General features: G+C 60.9%; 16 protein-coding genes. 7 read left to right on the top strand and 9 right to left on the bottom strand.

Annotation, left to right across the window (positions count from 1 at the left end; translation table 11 throughout):
- The first annotated feature begins 293 nt into the window (after window positions 1–293).
- The 4 genes from ACCQ08_RS11975 (at window position 294) to ACCQ08_RS11960 (ending at window position 2,950) form a co-directional block, all read left to right on the top strand.
- Window positions 294–779 carry a hypothetical protein gene (locus ACCQ08_RS11975; protein ID WP_373449932.1) on the top strand — a complete coding sequence of 162 codons (486 nt, stop codon included), beginning with the start codon at window positions 294–296 and terminating at the stop codon, window positions 777–779.
- Window positions 776–1,207, top strand: a complete 432-nt coding sequence (locus ACCQ08_RS11970; RefSeq protein WP_373449904.1) for a hypothetical protein — start codon at window positions 776–778, stop codon at window positions 1,205–1,207. The genes ACCQ08_RS11975 and ACCQ08_RS11970 overlap by 4 nt, the downstream gene beginning before the upstream one ends.
- A 118-nt stretch (window positions 1,208–1,325) precedes the next feature.
- Complete coding sequence (locus ACCQ08_RS11965; RefSeq protein ID WP_373449903.1) at window positions 1,326–1,952, top strand: superoxide dismutase; 627 nt, start codon at window positions 1,326–1,328, stop codon at window positions 1,950–1,952.
- Window positions 1,953–2,011: 59 nt separating this feature from the next.
- Window positions 2,012–2,950 carry a ZIP family metal transporter gene (locus ACCQ08_RS11960; protein ID WP_239812771.1) on the top strand — a complete coding sequence of 313 codons (939 nt, stop codon included), beginning with the start codon at window positions 2,012–2,014 and terminating at the stop codon, window positions 2,948–2,950.
- An 83-nt stretch (window positions 2,951–3,033) separates the two neighbouring features.
- Here ACCQ08_RS11960 and ACCQ08_RS11955 read toward each other — a convergent pair whose 3' ends face one another.
- Window positions 3,034–3,441: a hypothetical protein gene (locus ACCQ08_RS11955; RefSeq protein WP_373449902.1), complete on the bottom strand. Its 408-nt coding sequence runs from the start codon at window positions 3,439–3,441 to the stop codon at window positions 3,034–3,036.
- Window positions 3,442–3,682: 241 nt separating this feature from the next.
- Complete coding sequence (locus tag ACCQ08_RS11950) at window positions 3,683–4,186, bottom strand: hypothetical protein (protein ID WP_373449901.1); 504 nt, start codon at window positions 4,184–4,186, stop codon at window positions 3,683–3,685.
- Between the two features lie 466 nt (window positions 4,187–4,652).
- Here ACCQ08_RS11950 and ACCQ08_RS11945 point away from each other — a divergent pair, with 466 nt between their 5' ends.
- The 3 genes from ACCQ08_RS11945 (at window position 4,653) to ACCQ08_RS11935 (ending at window position 6,730) form a co-directional block, all read left to right on the top strand.
- Window positions 4,653–5,507 (top strand): TIR domain-containing protein, encoded by an 855-nt coding sequence (locus ACCQ08_RS11945; protein ID WP_373449900.1) that lies wholly within the window; start codon window positions 4,653–4,655, stop codon window positions 5,505–5,507.
- Window positions 5,508–5,733: 226 nt separating this feature from the next.
- Complete coding sequence (locus ACCQ08_RS11940; RefSeq protein ID WP_373449899.1) at window positions 5,734–6,165, top strand: hypothetical protein; 432 nt, start codon at window positions 5,734–5,736, stop codon at window positions 6,163–6,165.
- A complete protein-coding gene (locus ACCQ08_RS11935; protein ID WP_373449898.1) occupies window positions 6,128–6,730 on the top strand; it encodes a hypothetical protein in 603 nt (200 codons plus the stop codon). Before ACCQ08_RS11940 ends, ACCQ08_RS11935 begins: the two co-directional genes overlap by 38 nt.
- Window positions 6,731–7,604: 874 nt before the next feature.
- Here ACCQ08_RS11935 and ACCQ08_RS11930 read toward each other — a convergent pair.
- The 7 genes from ACCQ08_RS11930 to ACCQ08_RS11900 all read right to left on the bottom strand — a co-directional run bounded on the left by ACCQ08_RS11930 (window position 7,605) and on the right by ACCQ08_RS11900 (window position 17,309).
- Complete coding sequence (locus tag ACCQ08_RS11930; RefSeq protein WP_373449897.1) at window positions 7,605–9,875, bottom strand: TonB-dependent receptor; 2,271 nt, start codon at window positions 9,873–9,875, stop codon at window positions 7,605–7,607.
- A gap of 187 nt (window positions 9,876–10,062) precedes the next feature.
- Window positions 10,063–11,091, bottom strand: coding sequence for a siderophore ABC transporter substrate-binding protein (locus ACCQ08_RS11925; RefSeq protein ID WP_373449896.1), 1,029 nt, complete (start codon window positions 11,089–11,091; stop codon window positions 10,063–10,065).
- Between the two features lie 12 nt (window positions 11,092–11,103).
- The gene (locus ACCQ08_RS11920) at window positions 11,104–11,865 is read right to left on the bottom strand and encodes an ABC transporter ATP-binding protein (RefSeq protein ID WP_373449895.1); all 762 of its coding nucleotides are present in this window, start codon (window positions 11,863–11,865) and stop codon (window positions 11,104–11,106) included.
- A complete protein-coding gene (locus ACCQ08_RS11915; RefSeq protein WP_373449894.1) occupies window positions 11,862–12,830 on the bottom strand; it encodes an iron chelate uptake ABC transporter family permease subunit in 969 nt (322 codons plus the stop codon). The genes ACCQ08_RS11920 and ACCQ08_RS11915 overlap by 4 nt, the downstream gene beginning before the upstream one ends.
- Window positions 12,827–13,777 (bottom strand): ABC transporter permease, encoded by a 951-nt coding sequence (locus ACCQ08_RS11910; protein ID WP_373449893.1) that lies wholly within the window; start codon window positions 13,775–13,777, stop codon window positions 12,827–12,829. The genes ACCQ08_RS11915 and ACCQ08_RS11910 overlap by 4 nt, the downstream gene beginning before the upstream one ends.
- Window positions 13,777–15,537, bottom strand: coding sequence for an ABC transporter ATP-binding protein (locus ACCQ08_RS11905; protein ID WP_373449892.1), 1,761 nt, complete (start codon window positions 15,535–15,537; stop codon window positions 13,777–13,779). Before ACCQ08_RS11905 ends, ACCQ08_RS11910 begins: the two co-directional genes overlap by 1 nt.
- Window positions 15,531–17,309, bottom strand: coding sequence for an ABC transporter ATP-binding protein (locus ACCQ08_RS11900; RefSeq protein WP_373449891.1), 1,779 nt, complete (start codon window positions 17,307–17,309; stop codon window positions 15,531–15,533). The genes ACCQ08_RS11905 and ACCQ08_RS11900 overlap by 7 nt, the downstream gene beginning before the upstream one ends.
- Between the last annotated feature and the right edge of the window lie 167 nt (window positions 17,310–17,476).

Here is a 17,476-nt window from a genome sequence, read left to right as displayed (position 1 = left end):
TTCGAACTCATCCCGATTGCACTCCAACGCGGCTGCGTAGAGATCGTAAACACGTTCTATGCACATCGCCCCTTCCGGCCCTATGGCTCGTTCAACCGATAGCGCTATTCCACTGCTAACTGGCAGGCCATACACAAATGAGTTTGCGAATAGAAACGATTCTCATTTATTATGGTTTCATTTGATGCTGCCTTGATGCCGAGCAAAGTGTTTTCCGTTGATTCCGTGGAGGCGAGCCCACCGTGCCAAACCCAGACAGTGACATCCATCCGTTGGTGCAGGAGCACGGTGTGATGCTGCGCCACTATGCTGCACTGCAAGCGCGCTGCACGGCCCAGGTCGAAGCCCTGCGTGCTGAAGTGAAGGCGCTGCGCGCCCAGGTCACCCGGCTGCGGGCCCAGGTCATCATGCGCGACAGCGCCCTCATCTGGGAGCGCGAGGACCGGCTGCGCCACCTGTCGGCCATCGCCAACCGCGCGGCCGTTACGGCGGTGCGCCGCTGTGTGGACCCGGCCGCGACGATGGAAGTGGCCACCGTGCCCCAGCCGCCACCCGATGCCTATTTGCAGGAGCTGGGCCAGCATGCCGCCAACCTGGTGATCTGCCAGACGGGCTGCATCAGCCACGGCGGCTACTGGCGCGACCACGACCAGTGCAAGCGCCTGGGCACCACCTGCCTGCTGGAAGACCCCCAGGCCTTTGTCCTCACAGAAACCGCCAAGGCATCGCACGCCTGGGTGATGACGGCGGCCAGCGTGCCCGCTAAGGAGCAGCGATGAGCTCACGTTTTCCGTCCTCCGTATCGGGCCCGCTGCTGCTGCGCGAATGGGAACGCCTGACCCAGACCGGCGTGGAAGCCAGCCGCGACAACCGCCCCGAGCAAGCTTTGGCCTGGCATGAGCATGCGCTGCGCGTGGCGCACCAGCTGTTCCACGATGCACCGGCCGGCGTCTGCGCCGATGACCGCCTCGCCGCCTTTGTGGTCGCGCACCTGAACCTGGCCGACTGCTTCAACACCTTGAGCCAGCCGGTATCGGCCGGCGAGTGCATCCACTGCGCGCACCACCAGCTGCTGGCCTTGACGCGCGACGACCATGCCAGCGCCGATCTGCGATCGGCCGCCTGCAAGCACCTGCACCACACCTTTGCCGCCTTGAACGAGCACCACAACCGCTGCGCCGCCCGCGAGCGCGAGGATGCCATGTAGCGGCAGGCCCACAGCGTTTCCATGCCTTCGGGCAACCCGCCGCCGGGCACGCTGCTGCACTGACAGCCGCCGCACCGGCATTGACCCACTGCTCTCCACCCAACGACTGACACACGATATGTCCTATACCCTCCCCAAGCTGGCCTATGCCTACGATGCCCTGGAGCCCAACATTGACGCCCAGACGATGGAGATCCATTACAGCAAGCACCACCAAACCTATGTGAACAACCTCAATGCAGCGGTTGAAGGCACCGAGTTCGCCAACCTGCCCATCGAAGCGCTGGTGGCCCAGGTGGAATCGCTGCCCGAGAAGCTGCGCCTGCCTGTGCGCAACAACGGCGGCGGCCACGCCAACCACAGCCTGTTCTGGGAAGTGATGTCGCCCAGCGGCGGCGGCCTGCCCCAAGGCGATGTGGCCAAGGCCATCGATGCCGACCTGGGTGGTTTTGAGGCGTTCAAGGATGCCTTCACCAAGGCCGCACTGAGCCGTTTTGGCAGCGGCTGGGCCTGGCTGACGGTAACGCCTGGAGGCAAGCTGGCCGTGGAAAGCAGCGCCAACCAGGACTCGCCACTGATGAAGGGCATTGGCTCGGGCAACACCCCGATCTTGGGCCTGGATGTGTGGGAGCACGCTTACTACCTGAAGTACCAAAACCGCCGCCCTGAATACATTGCCGCTTTCTACAATGTGGTGGACTGGGGCGTCGTTGCCCGCAAGTACGCCGCAGCGCTGGGCCAATAAGCCATTCCCCCACTGAGCACGCGAGCACGCACATGACCCCAGGCCACCAACCGATGGAAATGGACAACCAGCCCGATCCGCGCGATGACGCATCGCGCAGCACCGCCAGCGCTGCGCCGAAACCGGCGCTCAAGCTGCGAACGCGTATCGGTCTGCTGATCTGTGGTTTGGGGGTATTTGCACTCGGCGCGCTCATCTGGGATGGCCTTAAAAACGAGCCATCGGTGCGCAACGCACTGCTGGGCGGCTGCATGGCCGCGCTGGCCACTGCGCTGGGCACCCTGCCCGTGCTGCTGGCCCAGCGCCCGTCTGAACGCACACGGGACACCCTGTTTGGATTTGGCGCCGGCGTGATGCTGGCCGCCTGCGCGTTCTCGCTGGTCATCCCCGCACTGGATGCTGCACGCGCCTCGAATATCTTTGGCGGCAGCGCCTGGGCTGCTGGCGGCGTCGTCGGCACCTCCATCCTGCTGGGCGGCATGGCCCTGTTGGTGATGGACCGCCTGCTGCCCCACGAACATTTCATCAAAGGCCGCGAAGGCGCCAGCGCCCAGCAGCTGCGCCGTACCTGGCTCTTTGTGTTTGCGATCATCCTGCACAATCTCCCCGAAGGCCTGGCCATTGGCGTGGGCTACGCCGGCAATGAAGGCATGCGCGCCAACGCGCTGGCCATCGGCATCTCTATCCAGGATGTCCCCGAAGGCTTTGTCGTAGCCGCCGCGCTGCTGGCCGTCGGCTACAGCCGAGGCTTCTCCGTCCTGCTGGGCATCGCCTCCGGCCTGGTCGAACCCCTGGGCGCCGTCGCCGGCGCCGCCATCATCGGCAGCTCCGCCCTGCTCCTCCCCTGGGGCCTGGGCTTCGCCGCCGGCGCCATGCTGTTCGTCATCAGCCACGAAATCATCCCGGAATCGCACCGCAAGGGGCATGAGTTTTTTGCGACTACGGGGTTGATGGTGGGGTTTGTTTTGATGATGGTGTTGGATACGGCGTTGGGGTGAGGGGTGGACTGCGGGCGCGTTAGAGATATGCGCCAATACTGCACGCGGCGTGCTAAGTGGTCCAGCGGATTCAGGGAAGATTGCTAACTCGCTACGGTGGCAGCGACGCCCGTCTGATATTTGAAGAGGCGCAACTCATGCTTGGCCCTAGATCGCTTATGCAGCAGTTCCTCAATGTCCAACACCCCAATATCAACACCATAGATGTCGTTCAGGTTGGTTGAAAGATCCTCAGCGACGAACACTTCGTCGAGATCGAAGATACCAACCGCTTCGAAATGTGTTCGATCGCCGGGCCCTTCGTGGTTCGCATTGCTCAAGCCAGGGAGCATGTCCAAAGCACGGCTGTATGCCGCCTCTGGGTCGCCGGCTGCGAACATATGCAATGCGAGAAAGTGATGCTCTTCACTGCGAAGAACTTGGTACGGCGGTTGATTGTTCAGCCAAAGATTTTCCTCCTTCATGATGAAGTGAGCCACATACAAAGGCATAAGTGAGGTGCTTTCAAAGGAGAGGGTCTACGGCGAATTTACTCTCTAATCGAGGAGAGCCTCTATCTCTGCTCCTTAACGGGAAAGAACAAGCAGCGACATCAGATACGCCGGGGCTATTCAACTTTCTCCACTTCAGGAAAGATCAGTTTCCAGCAATGTTCAGTTTCTCCTGCGGTTTTTTGCGGGGTACTTCGCGTTTGGCGACACCGGGAGCAGTCCGACCCGGTATCGCACTTGTTCAAGCCAAAACTACGGAGACCTCACGAATGACTGATGCGCAACGGCGGACAAATGCATCATCTACGTCGATGAGCGTTGATACCTCGGAAACGTCTCCCTCGTTGAAGACGTTCTCGTGGGGCAGCTTCACCCTGAACGGCAGAGCTGTAGCTTTGCTTACCAGCTCGTCGTAGCTGCGTCCTCGACCATGCTTCAGCACGTTGATCGCGAGGTACATATCACTGAACGTCTCTTTCAATGCAGTCTCGCCCTTGGCATCCAGCAGAGAGACAGCCTTACGAAAACCATCTTGGCAGTTCAAGCAATCTTGCAGCATGGCTTCGAAGATCGAAAACATTCCAACCGCTAGGACAGCCTTCTGCAGTTGCACCATCTGTAAAGCCTTTACCAGTCGGGTCTCAGCGCTCGTCTCCAGCGCCTCAACTACCGTATCGTATGCCTCATTAAGCGCGGTCAAGCTAAACTCCATACCGTGCTCTGCTAGTTCGTCAAAGGCATGCATTTGTACCCCCTACTCATCAAATCATTCAATCGTTCCCAGAGTGTCGCACAGCTCTTCAATCAACTGTCATGCGGCGAATGCCGTAACAACGCCACAATAGAGAGCTTATTCTCATTGATGAGGATCGAACGGCTGAGCCGTACGGTCTACCGGACAAGGAAGAAGCCCGATCCGACGTGTTCAATTACATTGAGAGTTTCTGCAACTCGCTGCATGATGCATCAAAGCTAGCATTCCTTAGCCCAGTCAACTTCGAGCAAAGCTATATAAGCTAAGCATATCGTCCGGAAAACTGGAGGAAGCTCATTGATCGTCGAAGCATCTAAGAACGGCATGACCTAGTCTTAGCGGCCGGCATCACCCCACGTTAGACATCCCTCGCGTTTTTATAAAAAGCTTTTCACATAGTGACCGCCAGCCATCAAAAATTAATGGAAGATGTGGTGAGTCGAGTATATTTTCCAATATGAATAAACCATCCCTATTCATTGCGTCTTCAGTCGAGGGCTTGACCGTCGCCGATGCAATCAACTTGAACCTGGATCATGACACACAGAATACCCTGTGGCGGTCGGGTACTTTTAAACTTGGATCCAACTCATTGAATGATCTGACAAGCAAGTCCTCAGCGGTCGACTTTGCAGTGTTTGTCTTTACGCCGGATGACTTGGCAACGATACGCAAGAAAGAAGAGTACATTGCGCGGGATAATGTCGTATTCGAGCTAGGTCTTTTCATTGGTTCTTTAGGCAGAGATAGATGCTATGTGGTCAAGCCCCGAGGTATCGAAATGCATTTACCGTCTGACCTATTAGGAATAACCACTGCTGACTATGTTCCGAATAGAACCGATGGAGACATGGCTTCTGCTTTAAATGCCGCATGTAAACAGATTAAAGATAGAGTTCATGAACTTGGCCCGATACGCCGCTTGTCATTCACAGGAAATATACCAAGCCAACACTCCGCAAATCCCCCAAATTATAAAATCGAACTAGTAGATTTAAAGTTCTTGGCACAGTGTATAAGTAGTCACGTAGCATATCCTTCGGGAATTTCGTACCACCACATTAAAAATGAAATTAAAAACGAACATAGTCATAAAGTTTCACTTAGCGCGGTCAAACTGCTGCGTCTAGGTTACATCGAAAAATCAGTAGACATAGATGATCACGATGGTGCAGAATTTTTTGCGTATCGCGTTACAGAGAGTGGGCTAGACATATTTCTTAAGCACGAAAGCGACTACACATTCATGCACACCCCTCAAAAACGACCTCAAACATATTTCAGCGACAAGGACGACGAGCCCGATTTTTAATTAATAAATTATTAAAATATAAAGACATAAGAAAATTAAACACTACCTGCCGATCTTCGCCCCAATCTTCTAGCTACAGGGATAGGATCTTCAGCCCCCTTTCATCAGAAGCTCAAGACGACATTCAAATGTCAGGCAAGCGAGCACGAGGAATAAGAGTACCTAAGAGCAGCTTTTGCAAAGCATATACAAGTAAAACCTGCCACCCAATAAAGAAAATCACCTTATGGATTCAAACTATTGGCAAAATAAAGATGCAATTGCCGCTCCAACCTTCGCGGACGAACTTCGAGCACGCGCAAGATGGGAAGACATAGATTCGCTGAAGTCGGTCATATCTAAAAAAATGCATGGCAGGGTAGTGAACTCCATCCGTCTAAAAAGCGGCGATTTTGTCTACAGGGCGAGAAAATTTACTAAGGAATTTTCTAAAGAAAAACCTATTCAACCGAGAAACATCAGCTACCCACCTCCGGAATTTTGTTCCATGGGTCGCCTGAATCGTCCGGGCAACCCAGTATTCTATTGTTCAACTTCGAAATCACCTCTCCTTTATGAGCTTAGTGCGTCTGTAGGTGAGGAATTTTTAATTTCTATATGGAAGTTACGGTCACCAGCAATTGTCAACAACATTGGATATACAAAAAAAGGTATTTGACTCAGTTGGAAGCAAAAGAGCACCCCATATATGGGAAACTTCTAAGCAGGGTGATTTAGAGAATAATTTAATTCCCTTGCATAATGACTATTTAAGTGAGCTTTTCGCAGAAAAGATTGATGAATTGGCACAGGACCAGTACAAGCTTTCGGTCGCGATAGCCGAGATTCACTATGACAGTGGCAAAGACAGCAATCAAAAAATTGCTGGCGTGTTGTATCCCACAATCGCAGGAAAAGCTAATGGCGACAACTTGGCCCTACTACCTTGGTATGTCGATTCATCATTGGAATGGACAAAGGCCATCCATGTTCGCATTACTGATGTCCATCCAGATAGTTGGTCAGTTGAGGAGGTAGATTCAGCTTGGAGTATTGATGACTTAGGATGCTTGGAATGGACCGGGCATCCCCCGCAGTTAGTTCTAAATAAACTAGGCCAGGCGGTCAAATGCACCTTCAAAGCTGGCGTTGACCAGCGCGGGGACTATATTCATGGTCAAAATGGAATCATCGGACATTGGGAATGCATCGATTCTATTAATGGAACGAGGTATTACTTCTAAATTAGTTCTCATACTTCAGCAATTCACTTTTCAAGATATACCTTTCATCAAATTTTTCATTAAAAACTTCAACCAAGGGGTTCTGTATTGAGAAGTTATCCTCAGCCACACGTTTTATTTCTAGCAGCCAGGCAAAGACCATCTTTCTGTTATCAAGGTATCAACGGGGAAACACAACTAAGCTGGGATGACCTTAGATGAGTTGCATTTTTGACCACATCGGTCCTCATTCCCCCACAACCCCAAAGCTTATTTGCGAATGATTCTCAATTGAGCGTATACTGCACCCATGGCGTAGCAATTGCGGCTACTCCAAGGTTCATCGTGGGGCGACTTACCGGAACTGTCCGGAAGTCGTTTTTGCCAGCCAATGGTTCACACTAGCCACGCATTTTTTTGCGATGAACACCGGCTTCGATAGCGCCATTGCAGCGCAGCGATCCAGTCCCTGACAGCGCCTTTGCTCTGCCCTACCAATGGTTGGCAAGCAACTACCACCAGGCCTTCTGTCCACCCTACCCTGCTCTCTCTCTACACACATGCCAAGGGCATGTTTTTTTGCGTCTGCACAGTGCCTCGCATGGACGGCATCTGCACGTATCAGACCACCGCAGTCCAACAAAAAAGCCCAGACCCCCCCTGCCAACGGCAGCAGCAATCAGGGCCTACTCACCACACCCACCGCAGCGGCAAGCGCTGCAGCAGGCTAGCTACTAAGAGCCGCTAACACAACCCTTGATACGTCGTTGCCTAGCCGGCCGCCTCAAGCCTTGCCGTACGCCTGTATTGTCTGCGGCTTGATGCCTTGTCGGGGGCGCCCAGCCTCAACCGCAAACCTTCGGTTTGCTGGGTCGTGTTAGCGGCTCTGACTTAATTAAAAATCCACCGACGCCGACAGCGCAAAAGTACGCGGCGCGCCCAGCGCCAGGCTGGACAGCTGGGGCATGCCCCAGTACGACTTATTGGTGGCATTCAGGACCGAAGCGCGCAGGGTGACAGGCTTATCCGCCACCTTGGTGCTGTAACGAGCGCCCAGGTCGTAGGTGGTGCGGCCGGCGGCCCAGAGGCTGTTGTCGGCGCTGATGTACTGGCGGGATACGGTGGTGGCGTTGGCGTTGAGGGCCAGGCCTTGCACGCCGGGGACATCCCACTCCGCACCCAGCTTGCCCTGCCACTTGGGGGTGCCGGTGGCGAGCTTGCCTTGGTTGACGCCGCCAGCGGTTTGCGTCAGCTTGGGCGCGGTGTAGGCCACACCGCCCATCAGGCGCAGGCCGTGTATGGCGTTGCCGAAGTAGCTCCACTCAATGCCACGGTTGCGCTGTTCGCCGCCGAAGGAGTAGACGTTGGTGACGGGGTCGGTATAGCTGCTGGGCCGGGTGATCTCAAACACGCTGACGGTGTGGGCGAAGTCGCCCAGGTCGAGCTTGAGGCCCATTTCCTTTTGCTTGCTCTTGTAGGGGGCAAACACTTCGCCGGCGTTGGCTGCTGTCATGGGAGCGGTGGCGCCCTGGCTCAGGCCTTCGATGTAGTTGGCGTAGAGCGAGAGGTTGTCGCTGGCCTTGACCAGCAGCGCAGCGGCGGGCGAGGTGGCGCTTTCGTCATAGCGCGAGGTGCGCGCGCCGGTGTTGATGTCGTAGCTGTCGCTGACCACCTGCTGGCGGCGCACGCCCAGGGTCAGCTGCACGCGGTCTTGCGCCATCGACAAGGTATCGGCGATGCCATAGCTGGCCAGGCGCACCTCGGTGTGTGAGATGTGGGGAGCGACAAAGTCGGCCGCCGGGCCCCATACCGGGTTGTAGAGGTTGGTGGTCCAGTCGGCGCCGGGCACGCTGCGGCGGCCGTAGTCGTTTTGCTTGTGCGCGTAATGCGTGGCATTGATGGCCCACTGGTGGCCCACGGCGCCAGTCTGGGTACGGCCCTTGATGCCGACTTCGCCCGACTGCTTTTTGACATCAAAGGCCAGCTGGCCCATCGTGGTGCGGAAGTCGCCTGCGGTGTTCAGCACCAGGGCCGACATGGCGCCGTTGTACTCGTAGTCGGTCTTGCTCATGCCAAAGGCGGCATAGGCCATGACCTGGTCGTTCAGGTCGTACTCGCCGCGCAGGATGGCGGCCTTGTCCTTGGTGCGCACGGTGGACCAATCGGGGTTCAGCAAGGTATCGCCCTTGGGCACCTTGGGGATGGGCAGGCCGGGCGACAGGCTGATGCCCCGGTTGACGCCGTTGACCCGGTCGTCGCTGGCATAGAAGTCGGCCGACAGGCGGGCGCGGTCGCCACGCCAATCCAGCGCCAAGGATGCGAGCTGCACCTTCTTTTGCTGGTCCTGGATGGAGCCATCGCCATCGCGGTAGACGCCGTTGAAGCGCACACCCAGTTGCTGGCGGTCGCCAAAGCGGCGGCCCATGTCCAGGTGGCCGCCCAACTGCGAATCGGACATGTAGGTGGTGGTAAAGCGGGTCAGCGGATCGTTGCCGGCGCGCTTGGGCACCAGGTTGACGGCACCGCCCACCGAGCCGCCCGGCGGCATGCCGTTGAGCAGCGCCGATGGGCCCTTGAGCACTTCGATGCGCTCAAACATCTCAGGCGAGGTGCGGTAGTACGGCGCCATGCCGTAGAGACCGCCAAAGGTCATGTCGGTGGAGCTGGACGAGAAGCCCCGGATCGAATAGTTCTCGGCCCAGGCGCCCGATACGCCGTTGCTGAACACCGTCGGATCGGTCGCGGCAATCACATCGGTGATGTTCTGCGCCTGGCGGTCTTCGATGTACTTCTCGGTGTAGCCGATGGTGCTGAACGGCGTCTCCATGAAGTCCTTGTCGCCCAGCAGGCCCACGCGGCCGCCGGTGGTGACCTGGCCGCCGGCGTAGGGCGCTGCGACCTGGGCGGCTTTTTCTTGCACCGTTATGGGTGCCAGGGTGACGGCATTGTCTGCCGCTGCTGCGGGCTCTGCCGCGCTGCTGGTTTGTGCGTTGGCCAGCGGCGCTGCGACCAGCATGGCGCCAATGGTCAGGCCCAGCAGCACTTGCGGGCTGAGGGGGTTGAGCGCGCTGCGGCGCAGAGGGAAAGGTGCTGCGAGCTGCGCTGCGTGGCCTGCGCTGCGCAAAGCGCGGGCGGCACGGTGCTGGGGTTGAAGGCGTTGAGACATGCCTGGTTCCTTAGATGTTATGACTACAGAAAAAGCAAGGGTGGCGCGCTGGCGGGCGCCGGTGCTTGGCGCACGGCGGTGCCCAGCGCAATGCGCCTGGAGGTTTTTTGGCTGGGTCGGAACCTGGCTACAACGGGAGGGGAAAAGCGAAGCGGGGTCTGGTGGCTGGCTGACGGCTGGCTAGCGATCAGCCTGGGTAGCCGCGCAGCACGTCGTCAATCAGCAGGCTGAGCGACGTGGGACTGGCGCCGGTGGTGTACCAGGCGTCGGCATCGACAAAGACGACGCGGCCGCTCTTCCAGGCCTTGGTCTCGCGCAACAAGGGGTTGGCCAGCTGGTCGGCGGTCATCACCGCGTGGCGCTCCATCACGGCAGTGCGGTCCACCACATAGAGGATGTCGGGGTTGGCCTGCTGGATGAACTCGCTGGAGATGGGCTGGCCATGCAGGCTGCCCTCGGCATCGGTGCTGGCAGGCTTGACGCCCAGATCGCTGAACACAAAGCCGTAGCGCGACTGCGGGCCGAAGGAGCTGAAGGCGCCGTTGTTGTGCAGCACGATCAAGGCCTTGTCGGTGCTGCCCTCGATGCGCTGGCGGGCCTGCGCCAGCTTGGCATCCAATGCGGCCACCTTTTCTGCGGCCAGCGCCTCTTTGTCAAAGATGCGGCCCAGGGTCAGCAGATGCGCTTTGACGACCGCGATATGCCGGACATGGCTGTCCTTGAAATCCACATCCAGGTGGATGGTGGGCGCGATCTCGCTCAGCGCTTGGTAGTGGTTGGCCTGCAAGGGGGTGATCAGGATCAGGTCGGGCTTGAGCGCATGCACCCGCTCCAGGTTGGGCTGCACGATGGCGCCCAGGTCTTGCACGGCCTCATCGGCTTTGTACTTGACCAGAAAGTGCGGCACATAGTCCTTGACCATGCCGGCAATCGGCACACCGAGCTGGTCGAGGAAATCAGCCTCGTTCATCTCCAGCGCCGCCACCCTTTGCGGGGTGCGGGGGATGACGGTGCTGCCCAGCTGGTGCTGCACGGTGATGGGCGCGGCGGCCGGCGCGCTGCTGGCTGCAGTGCTGGCTGATGGCGCATCGGCAGCCGAGCTGGATGCGCGGTCGCAGCCGCTCAGGGCCAGGACGATGGTGACGGCGGCGGCTGCGGCGATGGCCTTGGACAGGGGCCGCAGAAAGGTGCGGGCGCAGGTGCGGGTGCGTGGCATGGCAAAGGTTTCCTAGGTCTTGAAGTAGTTGCACAGGCATCCCTGCGCGGTGCGGCTGATGTCAAACCGCAGCTCGAACAGCTGCGACAGATTGGCTTCGGAGATGACGTCGTCGCTGGGCCCGCTAAAGCACAGCATTCCGCCTTTGAGCGCGACGATGTGGTCCGAGTAATTGGCGGCAAAGTTGATGTCGTGGATAACCAGAATCACCGTGCGGCCGGCCTCGTCGCAGAGCCTGCGCAGTGCGCGCATGATCTGCACGGCATGCTTCATGTCCAGGTTGTTCAGCGGCTCGTCGAGCAGCAGCACATCGGTCTGCTGGGCAATGGTCATCGCCAAAATGGCCATCTGCCGCTGGCCGCCACTGATCTCGTCGATATAGGCATGGCGCAGTGGCTCCAACGACAGGAACGCGATGGCCTCGTCAACGGCCTGCTGGTCTTTGCTCGTCAACGTGCCCCGGTGGTGCGGAAAGCGGCCAAAGCCGACCAGCTCTTCGACCGTCAGCCGCATCTGAAAACCGGGCGACTGGCGCAAGGTGGCAATGCGCAGCGCATAGTGCGCCACCGAGATGGTGGCAATGCTGCGGCCGTCCAGCTGGATCTCGCCACTGCTGGGCGCCAGCAGGCGGGCCATCATCATCAGCAAGGTGGATTTGCCGGCGCCATTGGGGCCTATGAGCGAGGTGATGCGCCCGGCCGGGAAGGCAGTGCTGACGCCCGACAGCACCGCGCGGCTGCCATAGGATTTATGGAGGTTGCTGACAATGATCATGAGAGAGCCCGGCTGCGCACCGTCAGCGCCAGAAAGTAAGAACCACAGACCAGGTTGACCAGGATGCTGACGGTGGTCTTGTAGTTGAAAACATGCTCCACCAGCAGCTGCGCTACCAGGAAGATGGCGATGGCGACTGCGCAGCCCATCGGCAAGGTGCTGCGGTGGCGCCATTGCGGTGCCAGCGCGTAAACGATGTTGGCCACAAAGATGCCCATGAAGGCCGTCGGCCCGATGAGGCTGGTGGACACCGCCACCAGCACCGCCACCAAGGCCAGGTAGAGGCGCATGCAGCGGGCATGGGGCACGCCCAGCGATATGGCCTGTTCGCGGCCCAGCGCCATCACATCGAGCACCGCCAGGGTTTTGTGCAGCACCAGGCATACCGCCCCCACGGCCAGCGCCGCATAGGCCAGGGTATCGGGCCGGGCGCGGTTGAAGGATGCATAGCTCATGCCCTGGAAGACCGCAAACTCGCCCGGGCTGATGCGCAGCTGCACAAACTGGGTGAAGGTGCCGATCACCATGGTCAGCACCAGACCAACGAGCAGCAGCACATAGATATCGCCCTGCCCCCGGCGCAGCAGCCAGCGCTGCAGCGCCCAGGAGTAGCCCAGCATCAGCGCCACCGACACCAGAAAATTGCCCCTCTCGCCCAGCATGCCCATGCCCTGCGCGCCCAGCACCAGCAGCAGCAACGCCTGCCACAGCAAGAACACCGCCTCATAGCCCATGATGGCGGGGGTCAGGATGCGGTTGCCCATCAAGGTTTGGAACACAATGGCCGACACCGCCACGCAGATGCCGCCCAGCGCAATAGCGGCCAGGCGCAGCAAACGCCGGGGGATGACATAGCCCATATCCATGCCCGAGCCCAGCAGCACAAAGCCCAGGGCCAGCACGGCGATGCCCAGCCACAGCGCATGGCTGCTGCGGCATGCCTTCAGGGTGATAACGCGCTTCATCGCCGGCCCCGCAGAATCAGCACCAGGAACACGACGCCGCCCAACGCGCCTGCGGTCAGGCCAATGGGCACCTCAAACGGATAGATCAGCAGGCGGCCGGCGATATCGCAGACCAGCAGCAGGCTGGCACCGCCCAGCGCTAGCAGGGGCAGGGTGCGGGCCAGATGGTCCCCCTTGTACAAGGCCACCAGCTGCGGCACGACCAGGCCGACAAAGGGAATGGCGCCCACGGCAATGACGGTGGCCGAGACGGTGACGGCCACCAGCACCAGGCCCAAGGTGGCGGTAGCGGCATAGCCCAGCCCCAAGCTGGTCGCCATCTCCTCCCCCATGCCCAGCACGGTAAAGCGCTGCGCATACAGATACGCCAGCGCCACCACCGGCAGGATGATGTAGAGCATCTCGTAGTGGCCTTGGACGATGCGCGAAAAATCGCCCAGCAGCCAGCCCTGCATGCTTTGCAGGATGTTGTTGCGATAGGCATAGAACTCGGCCACGGCGCTGAGCACGCTGCCATACATCAGCCCGATCACGGGCACCAGAACCGTGTTCTTGAAGCGGATGCGCGCGATGATGGCGACATAGAGCAGGCTGGATGCAAAGCAGAACAGCAGCGCCAGCGCCATACGGCCCGGGGCGCCGGCAGAGGGCACCAGGGTCATCGCGATCAGGATGCCGAGCTTGGCGGCATCGAGCCCGCCCGAGGTACCAGGCTCCACGAATTTGTTGCGCACTATCTGCTGCAGGATCACGCCGCAGACGGCCAGGCCTGCACCGGTCAGCACCAGCGCGGCCAGGCGCGGCAGGCGGCTGGCTGTCAAGGTGAGCCAGGCATCACCGGAACCGCCCGAGAAGGCCCAGAGCTGCGGCCAGGCGATCTGGCGCGCTCCCACCAACAGGGACGCCAGGCACAGCAGCGCAAACCCCAACCACCAGCGCAGCCGCATCACATCCGCTCCCCGCCTGCCGCCATGCGCCAGCCTTGGGCCTGCGCGCGCTGGGCCAGCCACTGCGCATAGCGGCCCGCATGCGCCGCCAGCTGCGCCGGTGTGCCCTGCTCCACTACCTGGCCGCCCTCCAGCACCAGCACCTGGTCGGCCATCGCAATGGTCGACAGCTGGTGCGCGATCACCACCACGGTGCGCTGGCCGCGCAAACGAGCAAGGGTCTGGGCAATCAGCGCCTGGTTCTCGGTATCGAGCGCGGCGGTGGCCTCGTCCACCAGCAGGATGGGTGCGTCCTTGATTAGCGCGCGCGCAATCGCAATGCGCTGGCGTTCGCCACCCGAGAGCTGGGCGCCGCCCTCGCCCACGGGGCTGTCCATGCCGCCGGGCAGGCGCTGGGCGATGCTGTCCACCCCTGCCTGGCGCGCGGCCTCCCACAGCTCCGCATCACTGGCACCGGGCCGGCCGATGCGGATGTTGTCGGCAATGCTGCCGGCAAACAAATAGCTGTCCTGAAAGATCTGGCTGATCTGCGCGGCCAGCTGTGCCTCGTCCATCTGCCGCACATCGCTGCCGCCAATCAATACGCCGCCCTGGTCCACATCCCAAAAGCGCGCCATCAGCCGCACCAGGGTGCTTTTGCCGGAGCCCGATGCCCCCACCAAGGCCGTCATGCTGCCGGGCGGCACATGCAGGTTGATGCCGCGCAGCACGGCGGGCTGGCCTGCGCCATAGGAGAAATGCACATCGCGCAAGCTGATCGATGCATCGCGTGGCCACTGCGGCTGCTGCGGCTGCGGCAGGGGTTGCTGCGCAAACAGTGCATCCATCGCATCGAGCTGGCCGCGCGCCGTGCGCAGTGCCTCGGCATAGCCAAACAGCTCCAGCAGCGGCTCGACAAAGCGGCTGATCAGCAGCATGGACAGCACGGTGCTGATGACCTGGCCGGGCGCCAGCGACTGTGCGCTGTGCTGATCGATGCCAATCACGATGGCGGCCAGCAAGGCCGCAAACACCGCCTGCACGGCCCAGACATTGAGCACCGACGACAGCGCCGACACCGCAATCAAACGCCCGGCCGACTGGCGCTGCTGGTCGATCGCCTGCGCCACAAAGCGGGTGCTCTGGCCGCCGCCCTGGAAAGCGCGCAAGACCGACTGGGCCTGCGCAAACTCCACCATGCGCTGGCCGGCCTGGGCAAAGTCGCGCTGAAACGCGGCATCGGCCCAGCGGCCCATGCGGGCGGTCAAAAGCAGCACGCCCAGCAGCAAGGGCAAGGCCAGCAGCCCCACCAGGCCCAGGCGCCAGTCCTGCACAAACAGCAGCGCCAGCACCACCAGGGGCGCCACCACACCGCTGATGACGGGGGTGAACACATGGGCGGGCAGCTGGGCCACGGCCATCATCCCCTGGGTGACCAGGTGGCTGACCTTGGCGGTGTTCTGCGCGTTGAACCAACCCATGGGCAAGCGCGCCACATGGGCACCTAGCCGGTGGCGGCCGGTTTGCAATACCGCTACGCCTACGCCCACCCCGGCCTGCTCTACCCGGCCGCGCCACCACCAGGCCAGCACCACGGCGGCCAACAAGGCCAGCAGCCAGGCGCCAGCGCCGCGCCACTGGGCTTGCAACAGTTGCGCCATCAGCGGCAGCAGCAAGGCCGTGCAAAGGCCGCAGAGAACGCCATACAGCGCCGCCATCCAGGTGTAGCGGCGCAACAAAGGGGCTTGCTCGCCCAGCAGCAGGTTCAAGGTTTTCAGCATGGAGTAGCCTCCGGCGCAGCGGCATAGCCACCTTCGCGCCACAGGCGGGCGTAGCGCCCGCCTTGGGCCAGTAGATCGGCGTGACGCCCCTGCTCCACCAGGCGCCCTTCGTCGATCACGAGGATCTGGTCGGCCTGCATGACGGTGTCCAGCCGGTGGGCAATCACCAGCACCGTGCGGCCTTGCGCGAAGCGCGACAGCGCGTGCTGAATGGCGGCCTCGCTGTCGGCATCCGCAGCGGCGGTGGCCTCGTCCAGCACCAGAATGGGCGCATCCATCAGCACGGCGCGGGCAATGCTGATGCGTTGGCGCTCGCCGCCAGAGAGCTGTGCGTCCTCGCCCAGCACCGCGTCATAGCCGCGTGGCAGCGCTGCTATGCAGTCATGCACATCGGCAGCGCGTGCTGCGGCTTCCACCTCGGCCTGGCTGGCGCCGGGCCGGCCCAGCGCGATGTTGTCGCGCAGGCTGGCATGGATCAGGCGCACATCCTGCAGCACAAAGCCGATGCGCTGGTAAAGCTCGGCGCTGCCGATGGCGCGCAGATCGGCGCCGCCCAGCGTGATGCGGCCTTCGGTCGGATCAAAAAAGCGCAGCAGCAAACGCGCGATCGTGGTTTTGCCGGCGCCCGAGGGGCCAACGATGGCGGTGACCGTGCCCGGCGCCAGCTCGAAGCTGATGCCTGCCAGCACCTGCTGGCCCGGCGCATAGGCATAGCCCACCTGCTCAAAGCACAGCTGGTAGCCCCGGGGCCGTTGTTGTTCATCAGGCGCGGGTTGGGGCAGCACGGGCGTGTCGAGCAATGTCAATACCCGTTCCGCAGCAGCGGTGGCGCCCTGCAGGTCATGCAGCAAGGTGTGCAGCAGCAGTACTGGCGCGCAGATGCCGGGTGCTACCAGCACAAAGGGCAGCAAATCCAGCGGCGCCAGCGCACCCAGGCTGCCCAGCAGGCAGCCACCGGCCAGCACAAAGCCCAGCACGGTGACCGGGGCGGCCATGCCATGGGCATGGGCCATCGCGCCGACGAGGGGGCGCACAAAATCTCTGAACGCCCGCGCGAAAGCATCGACCGCGCCCTGGTAGCTGGCCTGGCCTTGCCCGCTGTTGCCAAAGGCCTTGATGACGGGCATGCCGGCGACAAAGGCCACGGCCGCCGATTGGATGCGGCCCATATGACCGGCGAACACGCCCATTTGCGCGCCACTGGCCTGCAGCGCGCGGCGCAGAAACCAGACATAGCCGGGGAACGGCAGCAACGCGATCAAGGCCATGCGCCAGTCCTGCGCCAGCAGATAGGCCACTGCGACCACAATCGCGCCGCCTGCGCGCGCCACCGAGGTGTAGAAATGCGCGCTCAGGCTGTGCAAGGTGGCGATGTCGTCTTGCAGCACCTGCTTGACCTCGCCCGACGAGCGGCTGCTGAACCAGCCCAGCGGCACCTGGCCCAGCCGCAGCACGGCGGCCTTGCGCAGGCCATGGGTGAGCCGGTTGTCTGCCATATGGGCCAGCACCTCGCCCGCCAGCATCAGCAAAGCGGCAGTAAACAAGCTGCCCAGCGCTGGCCACAACAAAGCCCAGATGCCAGCGGTATCTGCGGGCTCAGCAAGCGCGAGCTGCGCGATACGCACCATCGCCGCCAGCGGCACTAGGCTGAGCATGGCCCCCAGGCCTGACAGCAGTGCGGCCAGCGCCAAACGCGCGCGAATCGGGTGGAGCACCCGGCGGATGGGGCCGGGCCCTGGGGCTGCGGCAGCGGCCGCGTCATGAGCATGCATGGGAGCAAGACCTGGAGAGAAACATAGCAACGCCCCGTGCATGCGCCGCTGCCATCAAGGCGCGGGCACTGCGTGATTCATGTGCCAGTTCTCCAAAAGACAGGCAAGAGCAACGCAAAACGCAACAGGAATAATAATTAGTTGCGTCATACTAAACTAATAAATTA

This window comes from Comamonas sp. SY3, assembly GCF_041730275.1.
Taxonomy (GTDB): domain Bacteria; phylum Pseudomonadota; class Gammaproteobacteria; order Burkholderiales; family Burkholderiaceae_C; genus Comamonas; species Comamonas sediminis.
This window is presented reverse-complemented; position numbering and strand designations above follow the sequence as displayed.